Source organism: Saccharospirillum mangrovi (assembly GCF_003367315.1).
Taxonomy (GTDB): domain Bacteria; phylum Pseudomonadota; class Gammaproteobacteria; order Pseudomonadales; family Natronospirillaceae; genus Saccharospirillum; species Saccharospirillum mangrovi.
Genome location: NZ_CP031415.1, coordinates 337,025 through 358,178 on the forward strand (window position 1 = coordinate 337,025; position 21,154 = coordinate 358,178).

Consider the following 21,154-nt stretch of genomic DNA (forward strand, 5'->3'; position numbering starts at 1 on the left):
GAAGAATTACCCCTGGGCCAGGACGGCCCAGATTGCCCACAGTGACACCGCCAGCAGCAAACTGCCCAAGATCCTGCCCCAGCGTTTTTGCGTGCCTTCCTCTACCAGCCAGCGTCCGGCGCGGTCTGAACCTCGACCCCAAACCAACAGCAACGCATCCAGCAACGGCCAAACCAGCACACCGATAAACAGCATTGGCGATGCCCCGAGCCAGGCAACGAGCAACGCCGCCTGAGTAAAGACCGCAATCCACAAAGTGGCGGACAACAGAGTCGATAACAGCACGGTGCCGGCGCGGGCGTTTAGCGGCGGATGGTTCGGGTCGGCAATAAAGGTGCGAATCCAAAACCGCATCCACAGCCAGGTGGCAGTTAATACGCCGGTGAACACCACCATTAATGGGCCGGTGAGGTTTGAGGCCGCCCAGAACTGAACCAGGGCGGCCGTTAACACGGCGACGATGAGCGTCGCCGCCAGTCGCCCCATTAACAGTTGCGACAACGACGATGACGGTTGGCGCACTGAACGAATCAATTCAAATCGCAAAGCGTCCGGCGGAATCACCATCAATCCGGCCAATACAAAAGCCATCCACAACATGCAGTGATTTCCCTGCGTTGTTATTGGTCGGCCAGCAAGGCTGACAAGCGTTGCAACACAGACGGCCAACCTTGGCCCATGCCTTCGTATGCGCTTTTACCCAAAGGGCTGTCCAGATCGAAACCGTCGTGCACCAGGCGCAGATGGGTACCGGTTCCGTTCGCTTCCAGCGTCCAGGTCAGGGTGCTGAAGGTAGAGAACGAATAGGACAGGCGTCGCTCAACCTCGACCACCAGCACCTCGCATTCCTGCACACCCCAGCGACCCATATCAAACGTAAAGCGATGCCCCACTTCCGCCCGAATGTTGTTGGGCGCCCACCATTTTTCCAGCAATTCCGGCGTCGTTAGTGCCTGCCAAACGGCGGCGGGAGATTGCGGAAGGTATTCATCAAATTCGAGTGCACCGAGTGTTGTTGTCATGTCTGTGTCCTATTCTGCTTCGTCGTTTAGTGTGTCTTTCAGATCGCTCAACCGTTGTTGCCAGTAAGATTCGAAAGGATTCAGCCAGGTTTTCAACGCCAGCAGCGGCCCCGCATCGAGATGGTAAATGCGGTTACGGCCGCTGATTTCCTCGCGCACCAAACCAACCTTCCGCAGCATCTGCAGGTGTTCGGAGACCGCAGGCCGCTTGAGGTCGAACTGGCGTGCCAGGTCTCCGGCGGTCAGCGATTGCTCGCGCAGCAAGCGCAAAATGTGTCGTCGTGTCGGGTTAGCCAACACGGTAAAAACGTCAGGTGTCGTCATGCGGCGATAATATGTCGGAAATTTCCGACACGTCAAGACGCAATACGAGCCAGCTAAGAAAAATACGAGGAGTGGAGAAAGAATGGCGGATCGGAATGGACCCGCCGGATGGTGCTATTACTCAGTCAACTCGTAAGTCAGTCAACGCGTTCCCAGGTCTGGGTGCGGCCCATCAATGCAAAGCCCAGATAACCACGCACTTCCAGGCGGGTGCCTCCTTCGGTGACTTTCAACTGGGCGCCGTATTCCTTGCCGTTTTCCGGATCGATAATCTTGCCATCAACCCATTCTGCGCCGTCCTGCTCCAGGCCCCAGATGATGTTCAGACCTTCGATCGGCTGGTTGCGGCGCGAACCTTTGCACTTGGTGCAGCGCGGATTGGGTTCGGACGGGTTGAGCAGTTCAACAATATCGCCTTTCAATTCACCGCCGTCGTTATAGATGTGCACGATGCTTTTGGCCTGGCCGGTTTCGTCGTCGATGGTGCGCCAATGGCCTTCGGCGGACATATTTTCAGCCTGTGCCGTCAGCGACAGCAGCAGACCCAGGGTGGCAGCGGTCAAAGCAGATACGAGAGTTCTCATTGTTGTTTTTCCGTTTGTGGCAGGGATGCAGGCAACATAGCAAATTCCGGTTGGCCGACAAGTGTCGGGCGTTGGTTCGTGAGCTTTGTTCATCATTGCGAAGGGCGGCCATTGCATCCGTTAGAGCGGCATGGGCAATGCTTATTGTCCGGCCGCCACGTTCAGTTCGATGTCAGCACCGGCCTTGGGTGTCTGGCCGTGCAGCAGTGCCCAAAGCGGTCGGGCCACAATGTCGGTATCGGCAAAACGATAGTGCTCACCGAAGCGATCGACCGCCGCCTGCTGTTGCTCCAGCATGGCGCGATCCTGCCGGAACAGGGTTTCGGCGAAGGGTTTGAACATCGCAAAACGCAGCGCCGACGGCAGCCAGGATCTGGTCGCGTAGAGGCGCGCAAATATGCCGGTCTTCGACGCGCCGTGTGGCACAAAAAACAGCACCACGCGCAGCAGAATCCGATCGTCTTTCAGGTAATCCAATTCCACCCGACCGGGTAAATCAAAGCGACCGACGTTGCGATTCACGCCCGGATCGAACAACCGATTAATCCAACCGTTCTGTCGTTGCGGTAAATCGAATTGCGTACGGAAACCGCCGCTGTGCACGCTTTGTGAAATGCGCATTTGCTGCGCGCCGCGATTGCGCAACAAACCCTTGTGAACATAGGGCGTGTGGCAAGGGTCGAGAAAGTTTTCGATGCTCTGGAAAAAGTTACAGTCCAACGACCGATAAGCCTGAACATGAACGTAACCGGGCAGGTCAGAAAACCCGAGCGGTTCACCGCCTTCGCCCTGCATGCGCGTCCACAATAAGCCGTCTTTTTCCTGCACCGGAAAAGATGAAAGTTTGGCGGTGGTGTTACACGTCTGAGTGCCGGGCGTGCCTCGCAATTGGCCGTCGCCATCAAAGGCCCAACCGTGATACGGACACACCAGACAGTCACGTTCAACAAAGCCTTGCGACAGAGGAATTAAACGATGCGGGCAACGGTCGGTAAACAGTCGCGGCTGGCCGTTCAACCGGACCAACACCAATGGCAAACCCATTAACGATACCGACACGGGTTTGTCTTTCAGCGCGCGGCTCTCCAATAACGGATGCCAGCATTCGGTTACGCCGGGATAAGGGAAATTGTCCAGTGAATTCACAGTTTGAATCGCTCCAATAAGGGTCGATACAGAACCCGACTGAGCCAGGATAAAAGCCGCCAGGTCGCGCGTCGATAGACGTTCAAATGGCGCACGTACACATAGCTGTATTCGATGGCGGCATCACCGCCACGACGGCGTTTAAAATCGGGCGAGCCAGCGCTGAGGTTCAGGGTGAGATTCCGGTCCAGCGCGTAACGAATAACGAACGCCATCAATCGCCGATACAGCGCGCGTCGTTGTGGCTGTTGCGTATCGTAGCCGATGATCGGCGCGGTAATGGTTTGGTCAACACCGATGAATCCGGCGACGCCTAACAGTTCGTCGTCATTAAACAGGCCATAAAGTGACAACAATCCAGCGCGACTGAATTGTGCAAAATACTCGGCAGTAAACTGCACATTATGGCGACTGTATTTATCCAAATAGAGTTGGTTGTACAGCTGTTCGGCACGCAACAGATCATCGTGATTGTCGGCATCGAGTAGACGAATTGACCAACCCGATTGCTGCAATAATTTATCGTCCATGCGGGCGTTGTGATGCGACCACCAGTGGTCGCGGTTTTGATACAAATAAACCTGACGGTTGACGATGGGTAGCCAGCCGTCCTGATCAGCCTTGTGCATCAACATTGAATTCTGTTGCGCATTCAGCGAGCGCAACATCAAGGCATGGTCGGGATGGTTTTGCAGCGCCTGTAGCCGTAACGCCTTCAGGTTTATCTGCTGCCAGGCGTCGGCGTAGACATTGGTCGACAAACATTGGTTGTTGAAAATCTGCAATTTGTCCAATTGAGCGCGACGCAACGGCGTACCAAGAACGGCAATGCTGGCGCGCATCAAACCGCGCAGCACGGTTGAATTCAGCTTCGGTAATTCGTCTTGCGCGTAGCCAAGAATTTGCGTCAGCGGCGACACCACCCAGCAATTATCGGGCACTGCGTCGTTCAGGGTGGTTGGCACTGCAATGCCGTCTTGCTGGTAATACAAAAATTGCGTATGCAGATTGCGAATCAGATTTGGATGTTGCATTCGCTCAAACAGGCGACGGCTGAATTCGTTGGCGTTTAACGAGGTTGTGTCTGTCATGCCAACGCCTCCGGCCCATTCCATTCGATATCGAATGTACTGGCATCGGTCAGCGGCATCCGGTAACGGACTGATCGCGCTACCAGTTCCAGTAACGTCTGAGCTTGGGCGCCGAATTGCAGTGGAAACTGAGCGTCTTTAAGCGCGTCTTGAGCGCGGAAGTAGTCTCGCCACAGCGCTGGAAACTGACACTGCCGGATGGCATTGAGCGAAAAAAATATCGGCAGACCGAAACCGACTCTGTAAGCGTGGGACGTGTCTTTTCTGTAGACGAACTCCCCGGCTGAATTCAATTGCAACTGTTGTCGCAGACAATGCAGTCCGCTGGTTGCGCGTGGGTTGCATTCCAGACAATACAGCTGGCCGTCTTGCTCAATAAAATCAAAAGCCGCCTGGCCATGAAAACCAGTGCGCTGACCGAACTCCAGTGCGAATTGATGCAGGCGGGCATCATCGATTGGATCGAAATAACTGGCGGCTGCCTGGTTGAACCGATACAGCGGCCGATAGGCCTGGTGGGCGATTAATTGGCCGTGTTGATAGAGAGCGTAGTTGCATAACGCTTCGCCGGATAAACGGCGTTGTTGTACCCAAGGGCGTCGCGGATTGAGTTGTTCACTGGTCAGGACACCGGGTTCTGGGTGCTCAATAAATTGCCGGCCGAAGCGCGAGAAAACGGGCTTCAAAATGGTGTTGCGGTCGTCGCGAATATCGTCCGGGTGTTGGCACAAATAAGTTGCTGGGGTGCGTACGCCAGCGAGTCCGTCGAGCAGCGGTAAGCTGTCGAATTTGTTGTGCAGCTGAAACAACAAATTTTTTTCCGGCATAAGCCAATGCGTATGGTTATTGCTTTGGTGTTTTGCTTGCGCCAGATAAAAAATTTCTTCACAGGTTGGGATCAATAAATCGATGTGTTGCCGGTTTAGGAAACCGTTCAGGGTTGCTGAAAACGCGCCGAATTGAAATCGTGGCGGTGGCAGTTTTATGTAGCCTTCGATGCCTTGGATAAAACGGCCCAAAGGCCAATGCAGACTGTCGGCCAACCAAACACGGTGACCGCCGGCGAGCGCCAGGCGTGCCCACTCCAATGCGACCGGTGCACGTGCGCCGGTGATTAAGACGTCCATGCGTTGACCACCCGACGTTGTTTTTGGGTGGCCTGCCAGACGGGCGCAGGGGCGTGTTCAAATTCAAGCGAACCGAGCGCGCCTTGCTGACGAAACAAAGTTGTCAACGCCTGCTCAATGGCGGAGTGCTGAGCGTTGCTTTCGATGCGTAACCGATGAGCTGACAACTGACTGATGCGGTAGTCGAGAGTTTCCGCACTGGCTAATGCAATGGCGCGGTAGATGAGATCGGACATTATGGTGACGGTTATGTCAGCGCCAGGCAGTTGCAATAAATCGCCACAACGCCCGCCGATGTTACCGATGGATTGAAACACGCCGGGCATGTTTCCTACCTCAATCACGTCGTCCAACTGGTAACGGATGATGGGCTGAGTGCGTCGCCGGAAGTCGGTGATGATTGGTGAAAAATGCGTGTGTGCTGCGTTCAGCCACTTCGGTTCAATGTGCACCGCATCTTCGTTCCAGCGCAGCACACCATCGCGTTGTGTACATGCTAAAAACCCTTCGGTGCACTGGTAGATTTCGTTGATCGGGCAGTTAAAGCGTTGCTGCAATAAGGCCCGGTCCGTCGGTGTTAATACTTCCGCACCCGAAACGACAAGGTTCGGTGCCAGCCGTTCGCTGTTGCGGGCACACCACTGCAACGCCTGAGCGCTGCCGACTAGAATCGTTGGCTGAAACCGTTCGAGCGATTCCAGCCATTGTTCGGGTGGTTGGCTCAGATCGACGTAGTGAAACTGGATGCGACCGCGATGCACCGTTTGGTACAACGAGCTGTCAGCACGCAGTAATAAAGCGATGCGCTGCGGCTGGCGCAGAGTTGGTAATAATTTGGCGAAAATGGTCCCGGCCCATTCCAGACGTTCAGCGCGGGAAACAATAAATAAACCGCGTTGCCCGGACGTACCGGATGACAAGCCCACTGTCACATCTGCGATGTTTGAACGACTGAAATCGCGCGTTTTCTCCGCGTTCAATGCCAGATCAAACAACTCGTCGCGTCGCAACCCACGGGTATTTAATTGATCGAACTGAGCCATCATGGTGGCTTTGTTCATCAGCGGAAATTCGTCGAGTGGTTTACCCAGAAAATCGCGATACAAAGGCGAGTGCCGACACACCCAATTCAGATGCCGCTTCAGTTGTTTTTGCTGCCAGTCTTCCAGCGCTGGACGCGATGGGAAATGTCGCCATCGTGTGGCTAAGAAGTGGCGCAAAATACCGAGCGTTTCCATAGGCGCGATTCAGTTCATCCAGCCGCGCTGCAACAGCATTTGGGAAGTCTCCTGGCAATGCGATGGCACAAACACAACCCGGTCGGCAGCTTGCTGATAACACTGACGCAGCTTGTTTAGCGTGTCGACATAAACGCGACGGTCATCGCACAGGATGTTCGCCAGCCAGTGTTGATTGACGCCGTCACGCAAGTTGTCGATCAACCAACAGGCATCGGCGAGCAGGAAAATAAACTCGTTCTGTAACCGTACCAGCATGCCTAACTGACCCGCTGCGTGTCCGGGCAGCGATACCAGATACAGTGTTTCATCGCCGAATAAATCGGTGGCGGTCAGGCCCAGTTTTCCAGTCGGTAATTGCAGAATATCGCCGACATCCAGCTCGAACTGATCGACAAAATTCAGCCGCGTCTTGGCGTCGTCTGGAATCAGTTCTTTGAGGTAGCCTTTTTGCAATCGTTGCAGCCGATTTTTGTGCGTTAGGAAGTCGTAGCCGGCCGGTCCGCAATAGAGTTTGGCGCGTTCGTAATCGCACACGCCGGCGACGTGATCGCCGTGAAAATGCGACAACACCAGATGCTCGATATCGTCCGCCGCTATGCCCAAGTCGGCCATTTGTTCTTTCGCGCTGTCGCCTTTGTGCAAGGTATGCGGTGTGACCAGGGCGTAAAACCGTTCCGGAAAATGCCGTGTGCTCTCGGCGAAGTGGGCGTGGTAGCCGGTGTCGAATAACAACTTGCCGTGGGTCGGATGGTCGACCAAAGCAACGCCGGCCGGGAATTGTCGCGGCGCAAAACCAGAGCCGGGTTTGACCATAAAACCGGGGTGAACGCAGTGGCCGGATTCAAACCAGCGAATGCTGACGCCAGTGGGCATAACGTCGAATTCCTTCGTCGATGGAAACTTGAGGCGCGTAACCGAGTTCGGTTCGGGCGCGCTCTATGTCCAGAGTTTGGTGGTAGTGAAATAAGGCAGCGCTGTAGCGCGTCAATTGGGGTTCGCGTTGTGTTGGTAACCAGCGATGCAGTTGTTCGACGCCAGCGACCACTGGCGCCAGTAACGGGTAAGGCAAGGTGCGAATTCGTGTGGGTATATCGATTGCATCGAACAGGCATGCCAGTACGTCGAGCAGTTGAACCGGCTCGCCATTACTGATGTTGTAAATGGCGCCAGACGTTACTGTTTTTGTGGCTGCCAACAGAGCAGCGTCGGCGACGTTATCGACGTAAGTTAAGTCGACTTTCGGGTTCCGGCCGGACGGCAACCAGAGTGTGCCATTGCGTACAGCGGCAATGATGCGCGGCAAAATAGCGTTGTCGGCCGGACCGAAAATGCCGCGTGGTCGCAAGATGACGCTGTGTAATTTGCTCGCTAAAACCGCCTGTTCGGCGCGTGCTTTGGTGGTGGCGTAGTCGTTGCAAAAATGGCCGGGTAACGGTTGGGTTTCGCGGATGTTAAGCGCGTCGGCGAAATCGAAATACAGGCTGGGTGTGGAGATGTGAACAAAGCGGCTGACGTTCTGTTTGTCGGCGGCGCGCAGCAGATTTTCGGTGCCAGTAACGTTAGCCGTTTCGAAGTCCGTCCGTTTTCCCCAGGGACTCGATAGTGCGGCGCAATGGATAACGGCATCGACGCCGGCACAGGCATTCATTAACCCGGATTGATCGGCCAGATCGACGGCAAAAAATTCGGCGCCATGGGTGTTTGCCAGCGTTTGTCCGAGCGCGCGATTGCGGCCGGTAAAACGCACCGTGTGAGTGGCAGCGCTCTGGCGAATCAGCGCCTGGCCGAGCATGCCGGTGCCGCCAGTGATCAGCAGTTTCACAGCCGCACTACGCCCATGCCGAGTGCCAGACCCGCAGCGGAACCGAACAGCAACGCCGTGGTGCGGCCGGGTTCAATCGGCCGATGGCGGCGCAGATGGTCCAATGCCATTGGAATCGAGGCGGCGATTTGATTGCCGTAACGGGCGAAGCAATTGACGACCTTGGCCGGGTCCAGATTCAGCTGGCGGGTCAGGTTGGCAAGGCCGGCGTGGCTGGCCTGATGCGGCACGTAGTAGTCGATGTCGCTCAACTTGAGCCCACTCGGCGCCAGTCCACGCTCGATAAAATCGGGTGCGAGTTGAGCGACCAATCGATACAGCGCCTTACCCTGCATTTCAAAATAGCTGCCGGCAGTGGTCACTTCGGCACCGTGCCGGCTTGGGTGCAGACCGCTGCCGCCGGCGCGAATCTGGCAATAATCGTAGCCTTGGGTGTGGGTCTGAAAATGGCTGGTGATCAGGCCGCGGTTGTCGTCGCTGGCTTCGAGGATAAAAGCTGCGGCACCGTCGGCGAATAAGGTGGCGGCTTCGGTGTCGTGATCGTGCACGCCGACCTTGGCGACTTCGCTGGAGACGATTAAAACGCGGCGGTGGCGGCCTCGGGCGATCCACGCATCGGCCAGGTCCAGCGCGGCCAGAAACGACAGGCAGGTGGCGTTCACATCGAAACTGGCGAGCGGGGCGGGCGATTGCATGGCGTGCAGCAGACCGGCGGCGTTATAAGGCAAAGCCTGATGATTGGTGCCGCTGGCGCTCAGTAATAAGTCGATGTCGGCGAGTGTCAGGCCGGCTTCATTCAGCGCGGCCTGAGCCGCCTCGGCGCCCATAAAAAGCGCGCTTTCGTCGGCTTCGGCGTAGTGACGAACGTCCACGCCGTAACGCTGGCGACAATGGCCGGCGGGCAAACCCAGGCGAACGTCGAGCTGTTCGGCACTGAGCTGGGTGCGCGGCAGGTAGTGCGCGCTGGCACGAATCACAAAGGCCATAAGAACGTCCTTTTCAGCGGCACCTGCCGGCTCAATCGTTCAACAGCGGTGCCAGTTTCGCGCCGGTTAATTGCACCAGTGCGTCGGTTGCCAATTCCAAATCCAAACCGCGTTTGCCGCCGCTGACAAAGAGGGTTTCCAGCGTTTCAGCGCTGGCATCCAGCACCGTCGACAAACGTTTTTTCTGACCCAGCGGACTGATGCCGCCAACCACGTAGCCGGTGGTTTTTTCGGCGATGGCCGGGTCGGCCATTTGCGCCGATTTCTGGCCGTGTGCCTTGGCGGCGCGTTTCAGGTTGAGCGTGCCGGTGACCGGCAAAATGCACACGCCGAGCGCTTTGGCGTCGCCGTTAAAACTGACCACCAGGGTTTTGAATACCCGCGCCGGCTCGACACCGAGCGCTTTGGCGGCGGCCAGGCCGTAGCCTTCGTCGCTGGCTTCGACTTCGAAGCGATGCAGTTGATAGCCAACTTTGGCGGCGTCGAGTTGTTTGACGGCCGGCGTCACAGGCAGGTCTCGAACAGCTGGGCCATGTCTTTCAGGGTGTCGCCGGTGACGCGTTTGGTCAGCCAGTCGTCGAGCGCTTCGGCGCCGAGCTGACGGTAGAAATGGCGCGCCGGTTCGTTCCAGTCCAACACCTGCCATTCCAGACGGCCGCAGTTGCGCTCGACCGCGATTTGCGCCACCCGGGTAATCAACGCCTTGCCCAGACTCAGGCCGCGATGTTGCGGCTGCACATAGAGGTCTTCCAGATGGATGCCCGGCTGCGCCAGAAAGGTCGAGTAGTTGTGGAAGAACAGCGCCATGCCGACGGGCGTGCCGTTCAGCTCAGCGATGATGACCTCGGCGTAGGCCCGCTCGCCAAACAGGGTGGCGGCGAGGCTTGCTTCGGTGGCAACCACTTCGTGGCGCAGATGTTCGTAGTCCGCCAGTTCACAGATAAAACCCAGAATGGCCGGGACGTCGGCGGCGGTGGCGAAGCGCAAACGGGCGCCGGACGCCAGGGTGATCTCAGACATGATGATCTCGATGGTCAAAAACGGTCGAGCGAGTATCGAAAATACCGGCCTGACTGACAACTGCTTGGCGGAAAATGACAGCTGCGCCGCCAGCGCCCGGTCCTAGACTGCGCCTCCAGCCTGAAACCCACTGAGGCGTTATGAAATCATCTTCTTTATGGCTTGCACTGGCCGTGTTGCTGGCACCCTTGGCGCAGGCGTCTGAACTGGAATCGCTGTGGCACACGGTGCAAACCCAGAATCCGGGTTTGCAGGCGCAGGCTTCGGCCGTGGCGGCACGCGCCGCTGAAGCTCAATCCGAACGTTGGCGCTATGGCCCGACCGTTACGCTGAACAGCCGCTACACCCAGCTGAACGACGAGTTGTCGCTGACGGTGGATTTGTCGGCGCTGAATCCGTTGGCGCCGCCGATGCACGAAACCATTCAGCAGGATCAATACAGCACGGCGACGTTGGAAGCGAAGCTGCCGGTGTTTACCGGCGGTCGCATCAAAGCCGCTGTGGCTGCGGCCGATGCGCGGCTGGACGACCAGCAGGCGCAGGCCGATCAGCAACGTCAGGCGGTGTTGCTGCAATTGGTGGATCGCTATTACAGCGTGATTCTGGCGCGCGAGGCGGTCGATATTCGCCAGCGCCGGCTTGATACGCTGGATCGCCAGGTCTACAGCGCGCAGCGTCGCGAGCAGGAAGGTTTGATCGCAGCGGCGGACCGGCTGTCTGTCGAGGTCGAACGCGACGAAGCGCGCCGTGCGCTGAGCAATGCCCAGGCCGATCTGGAATTGGCCACTCTGGTTTATCGTCAGTTGGTCGGGACGGCTGTCCCCTTGCCGCAGCCCGGCCCACTGGCGCCTTTGTCCGCCGATCCCGACTTGGATCAACTGGCGGCGTCTTTGTTAACCGACAGCCCGGAAATGGACCGTCTCAATGCCCAGGCCGATTTGGCCGCCGCCGGGGCGCTGGCCAATCGCGCCAGCTGGTTGCCGACGGTGGCGGTGTTCGGTCGCTACGAACTGCTTCAGGACGATCTGACCGCGCTCGAACCGCAATGGGCCGCGGGCCTGGCGATGGAATGGGCGCTGCTCGATGGCGGCAACCGTTATCGCCAACGCCAGGCGGCGCTGGCGCGGGTGGACCAGGCGCAGCAACAGCGGCAGCAGAGTGAAACCGATCTGAACAGCCGCTTGCAGCAGGACGTGCGCGACTTGCGCCGCGCCGAAGCCAACATCAAAGCCTTGGCGTCTACCGAAGCGCTGGTCGCGGAAAAAGTGGCGTTGACGCAGCGCGGTTATGACCAGGGTCTGAGTACCGATCTGGATCGCATTGAAGCCGAAACGGCGCTGGCGGCGGTGCGTATGCAGCGCTTGCAGGCGGTGGTTGAACAACACCAGGCGTTGGCGCGGCTCTACATTCGCGCGGGTGACGCCAATGGATTTTTTGCCTTGCTGGATCGCAACGACGCCTGAGGCGGGTTGCGGCTTGTCATCAAAGTTATCGAAGTCATCGATGTCTTCACAGGAACCGTTATGAACAACTCAAACAAAGCCATGGTCGTCAGTCTGGCTTATCTGGCCGTGTTAGGCGGCTTTCTTGGCTACAGCTATCTGACTCAGGCGAGTGCGCCTGAGCCGGTTTTACAAGGCACCGTCGATGCGCAAACCATTCGCGTCAGCGGCAAGATTGCCGGTCGCGTTGCGAACGTGGCGGTACGTGAAGGCGACCGCATCGCTGCGGGCGATCTGGTGTTTGAACTGACCAGCCCGGAACTCGAAGCGCGCATTGATCAGGCGCAGGCCGCCGTCACCGCCAAGCAGGCGATGAGTGAACGCGCCGACCGTGGCGCACGGGATGAAGAATTGGCGCAGGCGCGCGATCAGTGGCAACGCGCCAAGGCCGCGGCTGATTTGGCGCAAACCACCGCCGAGCGGTTACGGAATTTGTTCGCCGACGGTCTGGTGTCGCAGCAGCGTCTGGACGAAGCCGAGACGCAGGCGGAGGCCGCCGGCTTTGCCGCTCGAGCCGCCGAGCAACAGTACATACAAGCGCAAAACGGCACCGACGACGAACTGCGTACCGCCGCCCGCAGCGAGGCCAATGCGGCCCAGGCGCAGTTGGCGGAAGTGCAGTCGTTGTTGTCGGAAACACGCATTACTGCGCCGGCGGCCGGTGAAGTCACCGAGGTGTTGATTCACAGCGGCGAAATCGCCCCGGCCGGTTTCCCGGTGGTCACGCTGACCGATCTGAACGACAGCTGGGTGCGTTTTCATGTGCGCGAAGATCGTCTGGTCGATTTTGCCTCGGGCGCGGTGATTGAAGGCTATTTGCCAGCGCTGCAACGCTCGGTCGAATTGCGCGTCAGCAACGTGTCGCCACTGGGCGAATACGCCACCTGGCGGGCGACGCACACCGGCGAGGCCGATTTGCGCACCTTTGAAGTTCAGGCGCGCCCGCTTGAGGCGATTGACGATTGGCGGCCGGGCATGACGGTGCTGATCGGCGCGGTGGCCGATCATGGCTGAACGCGCGCTGCGGCGGGTGCTCGGTCGTGAATTGATCACGATCGTGCGTCAGCCGAGCTATCTGTTTTTGTTGTTCGGTGCGCCGGCGTTGGCCTGGGTGCTGCTCGGCGGCATTGTCTCGACGCCAGCGGTGCAGGCGGTGCCGTTTGCGGTGGTCGATGAAGACAACAGCCCGGCCAGCCGCGATCTGGCGTATCGGCTGAACAGCTCGCCAACGCTCGACGTTAGCGTGCGCCACGACGGCAGCCAGGCGGCACTGGCCGAGGTACGCGCGCAACACAGCTTCGGTTATCTGGTGATTCCGCACGGTTTTGCCGAGCAATTGCAAAGCGGTTTGCCGCAGCAGATTCCGGCCTACGTCAATCAGCAGAGCTACATGATGGGCACCTTGCTGACCAATCAGCTGGTGCGTTTTGTGATTGAAAGCAGCTTGCACGAAACCGCCAGTCAGTTCGTTGTGCATGGACAGACGGCGGAACAGGCACGGGCGCAGGTGGTGCCGATCAGCGGCGAGCGGTCGGTGGCGGGCAATCAGTGGCTCAATTATCAGTCGTTTTTGCGCGCGTCTTTGCACAGCCATGTCTGGCACGTGCTGCTGGTGTTGAGCACGCTCTACGCCGTCGGTCGCGAATTTCGTGAAGGCAGTACAGGCGACTGGTGGTACGCGAGTGACCGGCATCTGGGCGTTGCGCTGTTGGGCAAATTACTGCCGTTGGTGATCGTCATGTTGGGTTGGGCGTTGTGTTACCACCTGGCGGCGTTGCAGGCGTTGAATCTGCCTTGGGGTGGGCGGTTGTGGCGACTGTTGGCGCTGAGCGCCTGGGTGGCGGCGTTTTACATCAGTGCTTCGGTGCTGGTGATGGCGTTGCTGCATAACTTGCGCATGGCGCTGTCGGTCGCGGCGGTGTACACCCTGCCCGCTTTTGCCTTTATCGGCGTGACTTTTCCGGTGACCAGCATGGGCGGAGTCGCGCACTTCTGGCAGTCGCTGTTGCCGGTCGGCAGCCTGATTCGCTGGCAGGATCAGGTGCTGCATTTCAATGCGAGTCTGGCGGATTTGTGGCCGCAACTGTGGCCGCTCGGCGTGGTGACGCTGTTGTTCTGGCCGCCGGCGGCGGTGTTGCTGCGCGAGAAAATTGCGCACCCGAAATGGACGGGGCATTTCTGATGGCGAAAACGTTTTTGAATATCCTGGCTGAAGAGTGGGCGTTGCTGTTCCGACACAAAGGCATCGTGTTGATTCTGATCGGCGCACCGATTTTTTATTCGCTGTTTTATCCGCTGCCGTATCAGGCGGCCGTGGTGACCGAGGTGTCGGTTTGGGTCAGCGATGCGGATCAGACGTTGGCGAGCCGTCGCCTGGTTGAACGCCTGGACGCCGCGCCACAATTGGCCGTGGTGCGTGTCACTCCGACGGATGCCGGTCGCGCCAATGCGTTGCGCGATGGCGAGGTTCAGGCCTATCTGGATATTCCTGCTGGCATGCAGGCTGACTTGGAACGCGGTCAGTCGGTGACGGTCGCTTACGGCGGCAGCGCCAGTAATTTTCTGGTCTATGGCACGGCGGCGCGAACCATGGCGCAGGCCATTCGCGCTGAATCTGACGACTGGGCCGAGCGCTATCGCATCGAAATGCTGGGCAACGCCGTTCAGGCGCAAGCGCGGGCCGAGCCGCTGCAATTGGCGCTGACGCCGCTGTTCAATTCCGACTTGTCGTATCTGCAATATCTGGTGCCGGGTGTGTATCTGTTTTTGGTGCAGCAGGTGTTGATGCTGGCGACGGGTATGCATTGGGGCGCGCAACGCGAACGTGGTGACCGCTCGCGACCGGTGCGTCGCTTTATCGCCCAGACGTTGATTTACGGCCTGCACGGCATGGCGTTGGTGGTGTATCTGTTTCGCTGGGCGTTGCCGTTGGAAGGTGTCTGGCCGACGCTGACGGGCGGGCAGTTGCTGAATTTCGGTACTCCCTTTGTGCTCAGCGCAATCTGGCTCGGCATGGTTGTGTCGCGGCCGATGCAGCGCATGGAAACGCCGTTGTTGTGGTTGCTGCCGCTGTCGGTGCCGCTGCTGTTGCTGACAGGCATCAGTTGGCCGGCTTTTGCCATGGCCGATTGGGTGTTGCCGCTGGCCGACTGGCTGCCGGCTACTCAGGCGGCGCGAACGCTGTTGGCGACGGCTTTTATGGGCGTTGAGGCTTCGGCCGGTATGGCCTGGTTGGTGGCCGCGTTTTATGGCGGCCTGGCTATAACGCTGCGTTGCGTGCCCGGGCGCGATAGCGCGCCGGCGCTTCGCCCGTCCACTGGCGAAACGCGCGCGTGAAGTTGGCCGGTTCGCTGAAGCCGAGCCGGTAGCCGATTTCCAGAATCGGGATGTCGCTGTGGCGAATGTATTGCACCGCCAGTTCCTGCCGGGCTTGCTGCAACAGTTCGCGAAAGCTGACGTTGGCGTCGTTCAGGCGGCGCTGCAGCGTGCGCGACGACAGATGCAACGCCTCGGCGACGCTGTTCTGCGACACCTTGCCGTCGGGCATTTGCAGAATGATTTCCGACACCACCTGGCTGGGCCAATCCTGATGTAACAGTCGCAAATAGCTGGCGACGACTTGCTCGTTGACGGTCGCCAGATGGGCGTTGGCCGAGGGCAGTGGGCGATCGAGTAATTCGTTGTCAAACCAGATGGTGTCTTGATCGCCGTTGTCGTGCACCGGGCAGCCGAGTACGCGCGCGTAATCGTTCCGACTGGCGCCGAGATCGCGGTGGAAAATTACCGAGTGCGGCGCAAACCGTACGCCGAAATAGTGGCGACACAGCGATACCAAAGCCAAGGCGCCGGCTTCGCGCAACTGGCCCAGGCTGTCGTTCAATTCAGCTTCGGCGAAATTCTCCAGCAAATGATGCAGCAGCGCGCTGGAGTGCATGCGCAGGCCGCTTTGGCCGGGTCGTTCGACGCGATGCAGTTGAATGGTAGTGGTCAGCAGCGAGTAATAGCGTTGCAGCAAATCCAGCGCATCGCGGCCGGTTTCACTGCTCGCCATGGCAAACCCCAAGGCGTGAAAGGTGCCGGCGTTGACGTGTTCGGCGATGGCGAGCGGGAGATTGGCGTCGGTTTGCGCCAGGCCCAGCCGCCACAGTTGCACGACTGCCATTGAAGGTATTCGGGCGTTGGCGTCAGCCAGTTGTTCTATGTTCAGGCCCGCCTCGAGCGCCAGTTGATTGGCGGGCAAACCCAGCCGCTCGAACGTCAGCAATAACAATCGCGGCCAACTGGCTAAAACGGTCAGGCGTAACGGGAAATGGGCGGCGTCTGGCAGTGTCATGCCTGATCCGATTCCAGGCGTTTGCCGAGACTGACCGCGGCATCGATCTGATACCCCAGGGCTTCATAAAACGCGATAACAGCGGTGTTGGTGTTGCGGACCTGCAAGTTGATTTTGGGGCAACCGAGATCGGTCAGCTTTTGTTCGATTGCTTGCATCATCTGCTGCGCCAGCCCTTGGCGCTGATGCGATGGATCGACCGCCAGATAATTGATCCAGCCACGGTGGCCTTCGTAGCCGCCCATGACCGAGGCAACGATTTGGCCGTCGCGTTCGCCAATCAAAAACAAATCCGCACCGACTTTGAGTTTGCGGTCGATGTCTTTGTTCGGGTCGTTCCAGGGAACAGTCAGTTGGCAGGCTTGCCAGAGTTGGACGACAGCGGCGCGGTCGGCCGGCTGAAAGGGGCGGATGTGCACGGCGGGACTCCGGTAAAGCGCAACAGGCTAGCGATTCACCGGAACCTCGGCAAGTTCAACGTTGGCGCGACCTTGGCAGTACGATGCGCACGCAGAGGCCGCCTTCAATTCGGTTGAACGCGCGAATATCGCCTTTATGCGCCTGAATGGCGTGGCGGGCGATGTTCAGACCCAGGCCGGCACCGGGGTTGCTTTGGTCGAGTCGATAGAACGGATCGAATAATTGCTCGAGTTTGTCGTCGGGCGCGCCGGGGCCTTGGTCGGCGACTTCAATGATCGCTTGATGCTTGTCGCTGGTGAGCGAGATGCGCAGTTCGCTGCCGTCGGGTGAAAAACGCAGGGCGTTGCGCACCACGTTGTCGATGGCGCTGTGCAGCAGTTGGCCGTCGCCAAAAAAGGTCATCGGTTTATCGATGTCTTCGATGATGTTGACCTGGCGTTGGCGCGATTCAAAACGTGCGTCTTCGGCGACTTGATGCAGCAAGTCGTCCAGTTGCAGTTCGCTGGGGTCGAGCTGCTGCATGTCGTTTTCAAAGCGCGACAGCTTGAGCACTTGGGCGATCAGACTTTCCAGACGATCACTTTCGCGTTCGATGCGATTCAGCGCGCTTTCCAGTTCGGTCGGGGCTTTTTGCCGAACGATGCCGAGTGCCACTTGCAGACGAGTCAGCGGCGACCGCAATTCGTGACTGACGTTACTGAGCAGGCGCTGCTGTGCCGATACTAATTGCTGTAAGCGCTCGGCCATGTCGTCGAAATCGCGGCCCAACTCGCCCAACTCATCGGCACGATGGGTAACTGAATCGCCGACGCGGGCGTCGAGACTGCCGCTGGCCAGCTGGCGCGAAACCCGCCGTAATCGCTCCAACGGTCGGGTAAACGACCAGGCGAGCAACATGCTCATCAGGCCAGATACGACCAGGCCAAAGATGATGCGCAGCCATTGGCTGTCGAGCCAGAGCGGTAAATTGGGCGGTGGTAACGGCGGCACGCCACGGATAAACATTCGATAGACTTCGCCGTTCACCGACATGGTGATCGGACCCATCCAGGTTTCCTGCCGCCATTGGCCGACTTTGACGCCTTCCATTTCCATCATTTCCGACAGCATGACCAGGATGCGTCGCGGTGGGCGTGGGGTGCCGAGCAGATGGTAGGTGTCGTCGACCAGATACCATTGGTAGTTGGATTGGCTGTTGAAGCGCTCCAACTCATCAATGATTTCCTGGCGCTGACTGGCCAGGCGGTCGATGTTGGGGAGTTTGACGCGGTTGAGCAGGCGGATGTGGCTGGCGTTGGGTGCGCCGATTTGATAGACCTGCGCCACTTGCAGCGACACGAACGCCACTGCAAGCACGATCAATAACAGGGTGACCCAGAAGCTGATCCAGATCTTGCCGAAGACCGAACCGAGCGGGTTCAGCTTGGACCAGGTCACCGAAGGGACAGGCAAACCCATTTAGCTGGCTTCGACGAACAGGTAGCCGATGCCACGAATGGTCTGAATTTTGGGGTCTTCCGTCACGGTCTGGATTTTGCGCCGGACGTTGGAGACGTGCATGTCGATCGAGCGGTCGTAAGCCATGATTTCGCGGCCCAGCACTTCGCGATAGAGGTCTTCCTTCGGTACAGCTTTGCCGGCGCGAGTCATCAAAACGCGCAATACTTTGAATTCGCTGGTGGTCATCGGCAGGGTCTGGCCTTCGCATTCGACTTCGTAGGTGTCGAAGTTCAGCGTTACGCCGTTGCATTCCAACGTGCCGGTATCGCTTTCTTTCTGCGCGCGGTCCAGTTCGATGCGACGCAATAAGGCTTTGATCCGAGCTAAGAGTTCACGGTGGCTGTAGGGCTTGGCCAAGTAGTCATCAGCGCCCAGTTCCAGACCGAGAACACGATCGGTTTCTTCGCCTTTGGCGGTCAGCATCAGCACCGGTACAACCGAGGTGTTGCGAATTTGTTTGAGGGTTTCGAAACCGTCGATGCCCGGCATCATGACGTCCAGCAGGACTAAATCGTAATTGCCACGGGCCAGTTCTTGGATGCCGTCTTCGCCACTGTGTGCGGCGCTGAGTCGAAAACCTTCGGCGTCGAGATATTCGCCGAGCAGTTCAGCCAGGTCGCGGTCATCGTCTATGAGGAGGATATGTGCTTCGTTCATGGCCATAAGTTTGTCCCAGCCGGTTGTGCCTCGCGATTCCTTTTACCGCTCATTTACACCGCTTCTGGCGGCTTAGGCGGCCCTTGCGCTAGCTGTTAGAATAGCGGCAAAAGCATTAGGTGTCCCAATGAGTGACGACGATGAACTGGACCTTTTTCGGCAGGAAATGAAAGGCGTTCAGCGGCTAAAAATCAAACCCAAAGTGGATCTGTCGAAAGACTCGACGCCGCAGCCGAGCCTGATCCACCGACGTCAAATGGCTGTGACCAAAGCCGAGACAGACAGCAATCATCTGAGCGAAGAAATCATTGATCTGGTGCATCCGCTGGATGTGTTGGAGTACCGCACAGACGGTGTGTCTCACGGAGTGTTTCGCAAACTCAAGCGTGGCGAGTATCCAATTGATGCCCGCCTGGATCTGCATCGCAAATCGATGCAGCAGGCGCGCGCCGAGGTGTTTGGTTTTATTGAGGATTGCCTGAAATACGATGTTCGCTCAGCGATGATTTTGCATGGCAAAGGTGAGCGCAGCGAGCCACAGGCATTTTTAAAAAGCTGCGTGAACACCTGGCTGAAGCAGATTCCGGCCGTGTTGGCGTTCCACTCGGCGCAAAATCATCATGGCGGTGTGGGTGCGTTGTACGTGCTGTTGCGCAAGAGTGAGCGCAAGAAAAGTGAGAATCGCGAGCGTTTTATGAAAGGTCGGGTGGAATAAACGAAGACGGGGATCAAATGGTGCCTGGGAGAGGATTTGAACCTCCACGGGGTTGCCCCCACTAGCACCTGAAGCTAGCGTGTCTACCAATTTCACCACCCAGGCAGAGCGGTCGCGGTCAGAGAAAGTCATCCGGGTGAAATGGTGCCTGGGAGAGGATTTGAACCTCCACGGGGTTGCCCCCACTAGCACCTGAAGCTAGCGTGTCTACCAATTTCACCACCCAGGCAATTCCGGATGCACTCACCGTCGGTAAGCAGGCGCGCATCTTAGTGAGCGGCCCTGCTGCTGTCAACAGTCTTCCCGGTTTGCGCCGAAAAAACACTGCCAAAACAAGGGTTTGAGCTCATCCCTGAGCTCGATGTCCGACAATTACAACTGACTAAAAGCGACAGCGGCTGCCTGCAACGTACGGTCGATGTCTTCTTCGCTGTGCGCCAATGACATAAAGCCCGCTTCAAAACTCGACGGCGCGAGGTAAATGCCCTGTTCCAACATGGCGTGAAAGAAACGGTTAAAGCGATTGCTGTCGCACGCCATGACCTGGCTAAAGTGGCTGATCGCAGCTTCTTCGGTGAAAAAGAGACCGAACATGCTGCCGGCGGCGTTGGTGGTGAACGGAATGCCAGCGGTTTCTGCTTGCGCGCGCAGGCCCAACGTCAGCGCTTGGGTCCGCTCATTCAGCTGGGCATAAACGCCGGCTTGATCGATTTGATTCAGTACTGCCAGGCCAGCGGCCATGGCAACGGGGTTGCCGGCCAGAGTGCCTGCTTGATAGACCGGGCCAGTCGGCGACAGGTGATCCATGATGTCGGCGCGACCACCAAAAGCGCCGACCGGCATGCCGCCGCCGATGACTTTTCCCAGCGTGGTCAGATCGGGTTTGATGTTGAAGTGTTCCTGGGCGCCACCGAGTGCCACGCGGAAGCCACTCATCACTTCGTCAAAAATCAGAACGGCACCGCTCTGTGTGCAGACTTCGCGCAGTGTTTCCAGGAAACCCGTTTCCGGTGGAACGCAGTTCATGTTGCCCGCGACGGGTTCGACGATGACGGCCGCGATGCGATCGCCCAGTTCGCGGAAACAATCGCGTACTGCATCGGCGTTGTTGTATTCCAGCGTCAGGGTATGTTCGGCGACGCTGGCAGGTACGCCCGGCGAGGTCGGCACGCCGGTGGTCAACAGTCCGGATCCGGCTTTGACCAGCAGGCTGTCGGAATGACCGTGGTAGTTGCCTTCAAATTTCACCAGCAAGTCGCGACCGGTAAAACCGCGCGCCAATCGAATGGCCGACATGGTGGCTTCGGTGCCGGAATTGACCATGCGAACCTTTTCGATGGAGGGCACCAGGCTGCAGACTTTTTCCGCCATCAACGTTTCCAGTTCGCTGGGCGCGCCAAATGTCAGCGCTTGATCGACCTGGTGATGAATGGCGTTGCGCACTTCCGGGTCGCCATGGCCGAGAATCTGTGGACCCCAGGACAGAACGTAGTCGATATAGGCTTTATCGTGGGTGTCATAAAGACGGGAGCCCTCGGCGCGTTTGAAAAAGACGGGTGTGCCGCCGACGCCTTTGAAGGCTCTCACGGGCGAGTTGACGCCACCGGGAATAACTTTTTGGGCACGCTCGAAAAGCTCGGAAAAGGAATCGCTCATGGTCTGTC

23 protein-coding genes and 2 tRNA genes are annotated in these 21,154 nt (G+C 58.2%); 5 read left to right on the plus strand and 20 right to left on the minus strand.

The window, feature by feature from the left end:
* Window positions 1–6 precede the first annotated feature (6 nt).
* From DW349_RS01620 to DW349_RS01680, 13 genes are all read right to left on the minus strand, one after another.
* The gene (locus DW349_RS01620) at window positions 7–600 is read right to left on the minus strand and encodes a hypothetical protein (protein ID WP_108127415.1); all 594 of its coding nucleotides are present in this window, start codon (window positions 598–600) and stop codon (window positions 7–9) included.
* A gap of 20 nt (window positions 601–620) precedes the next feature.
* Complete coding sequence (locus DW349_RS01625; RefSeq protein ID WP_108127413.1) at window positions 621–1,022, minus strand: SRPBCC family protein; 402 nt, start codon at window positions 1,020–1,022, stop codon at window positions 621–623.
* A 9-nt stretch (window positions 1,023–1,031) separates the two neighbouring features.
* Window positions 1,032–1,346, minus strand: coding sequence for an ArsR/SmtB family transcription factor (locus DW349_RS01630; RefSeq protein WP_108127412.1), 315 nt, complete (start codon window positions 1,344–1,346; stop codon window positions 1,032–1,034).
* A 137-nt stretch (window positions 1,347–1,483) separates the two neighbouring features.
* Window positions 1,484–1,930 carry a DUF2147 domain-containing protein gene (locus tag DW349_RS01635; protein ID WP_108127410.1) on the minus strand — a complete coding sequence of 149 codons (447 nt, stop codon included), beginning with the start codon at window positions 1,928–1,930 and terminating at the stop codon, window positions 1,484–1,486.
* A gap of 141 nt (window positions 1,931–2,071) precedes the next feature.
* Window positions 2,072–3,076 carry an aromatic ring-hydroxylating oxygenase subunit alpha gene (locus tag DW349_RS01640; protein ID WP_157954454.1) on the minus strand — a complete coding sequence of 335 codons (1,005 nt, stop codon included), beginning with the start codon at window positions 3,074–3,076 and terminating at the stop codon, window positions 2,072–2,074.
* The gene (locus DW349_RS01645; RefSeq protein ID WP_157954453.1) at window positions 3,073–4,167 is read right to left on the minus strand and encodes a GNAT family N-acetyltransferase; all 1,095 of its coding nucleotides are present in this window, start codon (window positions 4,165–4,167) and stop codon (window positions 3,073–3,075) included. Before DW349_RS01645 ends, DW349_RS01640 begins: the two co-directional genes overlap by 4 nt.
* Window positions 4,164–5,294, minus strand: a complete 1,131-nt coding sequence (locus DW349_RS01650; RefSeq protein WP_108127404.1) for an ATP-grasp domain-containing protein — start codon at window positions 5,292–5,294, stop codon at window positions 4,164–4,166. Before DW349_RS01650 ends, DW349_RS01645 begins: the two co-directional genes overlap by 4 nt.
* On the minus strand, window positions 5,282–6,532 hold the full coding sequence (locus tag DW349_RS01655; protein WP_108127402.1) for a F390 synthetase-related protein: 1,251 nt from the start codon (window positions 6,530–6,532) through the stop codon (window positions 5,282–5,284). Before DW349_RS01655 ends, DW349_RS01650 begins: the two co-directional genes overlap by 13 nt.
* A 9-nt stretch (window positions 6,533–6,541) precedes the next feature.
* The gene (locus DW349_RS01660; RefSeq protein ID WP_108127400.1) at window positions 6,542–7,408 is read right to left on the minus strand and encodes an MBL fold metallo-hydrolase; all 867 of its coding nucleotides are present in this window, start codon (window positions 7,406–7,408) and stop codon (window positions 6,542–6,544) included.
* Window positions 7,377–8,357, minus strand: coding sequence for an NAD-dependent epimerase/dehydratase family protein (locus DW349_RS01665; protein WP_108127398.1), 981 nt, complete (start codon window positions 8,355–8,357; stop codon window positions 7,377–7,379). The genes DW349_RS01660 and DW349_RS01665 overlap by 32 nt, the downstream gene beginning before the upstream one ends.
* The gene (locus tag DW349_RS01670; protein ID WP_198650571.1) at window positions 8,354–9,343 is read right to left on the minus strand and encodes a 3-oxoacyl-ACP synthase III family protein; all 990 of its coding nucleotides are present in this window, start codon (window positions 9,341–9,343) and stop codon (window positions 8,354–8,356) included. Before DW349_RS01670 ends, DW349_RS01665 begins: the two co-directional genes overlap by 4 nt.
* 31 nt (window positions 9,344–9,374) lie before the next feature.
* Window positions 9,375–9,851 (minus strand): Cys-tRNA(Pro) deacylase, encoded by a 477-nt coding sequence (gene ybaK, locus DW349_RS01675; RefSeq protein ID WP_108127396.1) that lies wholly within the window; start codon window positions 9,849–9,851, stop codon window positions 9,375–9,377.
* Window positions 9,848–10,363 (minus strand): GNAT family N-acetyltransferase, encoded by a 516-nt coding sequence (locus DW349_RS01680; RefSeq protein ID WP_108127394.1) that lies wholly within the window; start codon window positions 10,361–10,363, stop codon window positions 9,848–9,850. Before DW349_RS01680 ends, ybaK begins: the two co-directional genes overlap by 4 nt.
* Window positions 10,364–10,503: 140 nt before the next feature.
* Between DW349_RS01680 and DW349_RS01685 the strand changes: the two genes are divergently transcribed.
* The 4 genes from DW349_RS01685 to DW349_RS01700 are packed head-to-tail and all read left to right on the plus strand — an operon-like array spanning window position 10,504 to window position 15,201.
* Window positions 10,504–11,826, plus strand: a complete 1,323-nt coding sequence (locus DW349_RS01685) for a TolC family protein (protein ID WP_108127392.1) — start codon at window positions 10,504–10,506, stop codon at window positions 11,824–11,826.
* Between the two features lie 60 nt (window positions 11,827–11,886).
* On the plus strand, window positions 11,887–12,879 hold the full coding sequence (locus tag DW349_RS01690) for an HlyD family secretion protein (RefSeq protein WP_108127390.1): 993 nt from the start codon (window positions 11,887–11,889) through the stop codon (window positions 12,877–12,879).
* Entirely contained in the window at window positions 12,872–14,047 is a 1,176-nt protein-coding gene (locus DW349_RS01695; protein ID WP_108127388.1) for an ABC transporter permease, read from the plus strand. Before DW349_RS01690 ends, DW349_RS01695 begins: the two co-directional genes overlap by 8 nt.
* On the plus strand, window positions 14,047–15,201 hold the full coding sequence (locus DW349_RS01700) for an ABC transporter permease (protein ID WP_157954452.1): 1,155 nt from the start codon (window positions 14,047–14,049) through the stop codon (window positions 15,199–15,201). Before DW349_RS01695 ends, DW349_RS01700 begins: the two co-directional genes overlap by 1 nt.
* Here the strand turns inward: DW349_RS01700 and DW349_RS01705 are convergent.
* From DW349_RS01705 to DW349_RS01720, 4 genes are read right to left on the minus strand one after another with little or no spacing between them, the layout of a single operon-like run.
* The gene (locus DW349_RS01705) at window positions 15,125–16,198 is read right to left on the minus strand and encodes an AraC family transcriptional regulator (protein ID WP_108127384.1); all 1,074 of its coding nucleotides are present in this window, start codon (window positions 16,196–16,198) and stop codon (window positions 15,125–15,127) included. The two genes, DW349_RS01700 and DW349_RS01705, sit on opposite strands and share 77 nt — an antisense overlap.
* Window positions 16,195–16,617, minus strand: coding sequence for a GNAT family acetyltransferase (locus DW349_RS01710; RefSeq protein ID WP_108127382.1), 423 nt, complete (start codon window positions 16,615–16,617; stop codon window positions 16,195–16,197). Before DW349_RS01710 ends, DW349_RS01705 begins: the two co-directional genes overlap by 4 nt.
* Window positions 16,618–16,672: 55 nt before the next feature.
* Window positions 16,673–18,076 (minus strand): ATP-binding protein, encoded by a 1,404-nt coding sequence (locus tag DW349_RS01715; protein ID WP_108127380.1) that lies wholly within the window; start codon window positions 18,074–18,076, stop codon window positions 16,673–16,675.
* Entirely contained in the window at window positions 18,077–18,775 is a 699-nt protein-coding gene (locus tag DW349_RS01720) for a response regulator transcription factor (RefSeq protein ID WP_108127501.1), read from the minus strand.
* Between the two features lie 127 nt (window positions 18,776–18,902).
* On the opposite strand from DW349_RS01720, the gene smrA reads away from it, so the two are divergent.
* On the plus strand, window positions 18,903–19,490 hold the full coding sequence (smrA, locus tag DW349_RS01725) for a DNA endonuclease SmrA (RefSeq protein WP_108127378.1): 588 nt from the start codon (window positions 18,903–18,905) through the stop codon (window positions 19,488–19,490).
* 18 nt (window positions 19,491–19,508) lie between these two features.
* Here the strand turns inward: smrA and DW349_RS01730 are convergent.
* The 3 genes from DW349_RS01730 to hemL all read right to left on the minus strand — a co-directional run bounded on the left by DW349_RS01730 (window position 19,509) and on the right by hemL (window position 21,146).
* Window positions 19,509–19,595 (minus strand) — tRNA-Leu (locus DW349_RS01730).
* 37 nt (window positions 19,596–19,632) lie between these two features.
* Window positions 19,633–19,719 (minus strand) — tRNA-Leu (locus tag DW349_RS01735).
* Window positions 19,720–19,862: 143 nt separating this feature from the next.
* A complete protein-coding gene (gene hemL, locus DW349_RS01740; RefSeq protein ID WP_108127376.1) occupies window positions 19,863–21,146 on the minus strand; it encodes a glutamate-1-semialdehyde 2,1-aminomutase in 1,284 nt (427 codons plus the stop codon).
* Window positions 21,147–21,154 lie beyond the last annotated feature (8 nt).

Excerpts from the sequence above, each read along its gene's own strand:
- DW349_RS01620 (WP_108127415.1), bottom strand. The coding sequence starts at position 600 with ATGTTGTGGATGGCTTTTGTATTGGCCGGATTGATGGTGATTCCGCCG.
- DW349_RS01625 (WP_108127413.1), bottom strand. The coding sequence starts at position 1,022 with ATGACAACAACACTCGGTGCACTCGAATTTGATGAATACCTTCCGCAA.
- DW349_RS01630 (WP_108127412.1), bottom strand. The coding sequence starts at position 1,346 with ATGACGACACCTGACGTTTTTACCGTGTTGGCTAACCCGACACGACGA.
- DW349_RS01635 (WP_108127410.1), bottom strand. The coding sequence starts at position 1,930 with ATGAGAACTCTCGTATCTGCTTTGACCGCTGCCACCCTGGGTCTGCTG.
- DW349_RS01645 (WP_157954453.1), bottom strand. The coding sequence starts at position 4,167 with ATGACAGACACAACCTCGTTAAACGCCAACGAATTCAGCCGTCGCCTG.
- DW349_RS01650 (WP_108127404.1), bottom strand. The coding sequence starts at position 5,294 with ATGGACGTCTTAATCACCGGCGCACGTGCACCGGTCGCATTGGAGTGG.
- DW349_RS01655 (WP_108127402.1), bottom strand. The coding sequence starts at position 6,532 with ATGGAAACGCTCGGTATTTTGCGCCACTTCTTAGCCACACGATGGCGA.
- DW349_RS01660 (WP_108127400.1), bottom strand. The coding sequence starts at position 7,408 with ATGCCCACTGGCGTCAGCATTCGCTGGTTTGAATCCGGCCACTGCGTT.
- DW349_RS01670 (WP_198650571.1), bottom strand. The coding sequence starts at position 9,343 with ATGGCCTTTGTGATTCGTGCCAGCGCGCACTACCTGCCGCGCACCCAG.
- DW349_RS01680 (WP_108127394.1), bottom strand. The coding sequence starts at position 10,363 with ATGTCTGAGATCACCCTGGCGTCCGGCGCCCGTTTGCGCTTCGCCACC.
- DW349_RS01685 (WP_108127392.1), top strand. The coding sequence starts at position 10,504 with ATGAAATCATCTTCTTTATGGCTTGCACTGGCCGTGTTGCTGGCACCC.
- DW349_RS01690 (WP_108127390.1), top strand. The coding sequence starts at position 11,887 with ATGAACAACTCAAACAAAGCCATGGTCGTCAGTCTGGCTTATCTGGCC.
- DW349_RS01695 (WP_108127388.1), top strand. The coding sequence starts at position 12,872 with ATGGCTGAACGCGCGCTGCGGCGGGTGCTCGGTCGTGAATTGATCACG.
- DW349_RS01700 (WP_157954452.1), top strand. The coding sequence starts at position 14,047 with ATGGCGAAAACGTTTTTGAATATCCTGGCTGAAGAGTGGGCGTTGCTG.
- DW349_RS01705 (WP_108127384.1), bottom strand. The coding sequence starts at position 16,198 with ATGACACTGCCAGACGCCGCCCATTTCCCGTTACGCCTGACCGTTTTA.
- DW349_RS01715 (WP_108127380.1), bottom strand. The coding sequence starts at position 18,076 with ATGGGTTTGCCTGTCCCTTCGGTGACCTGGTCCAAGCTGAACCCGCTC.
- DW349_RS01720 (WP_108127501.1), bottom strand. The coding sequence starts at position 18,775 with ATGAACGAAGCACATATCCTCCTCATAGACGATGACCGCGACCTGGCT.
- smrA (WP_108127378.1), top strand. The coding sequence starts at position 18,903 with ATGAGTGACGACGATGAACTGGACCTTTTTCGGCAGGAAATGAAAGGC.
- hemL (WP_108127376.1), bottom strand. The coding sequence starts at position 21,146 with ATGAGCGATTCCTTTTCCGAGCTTTTCGAGCGTGCCCAAAAAGTTATT.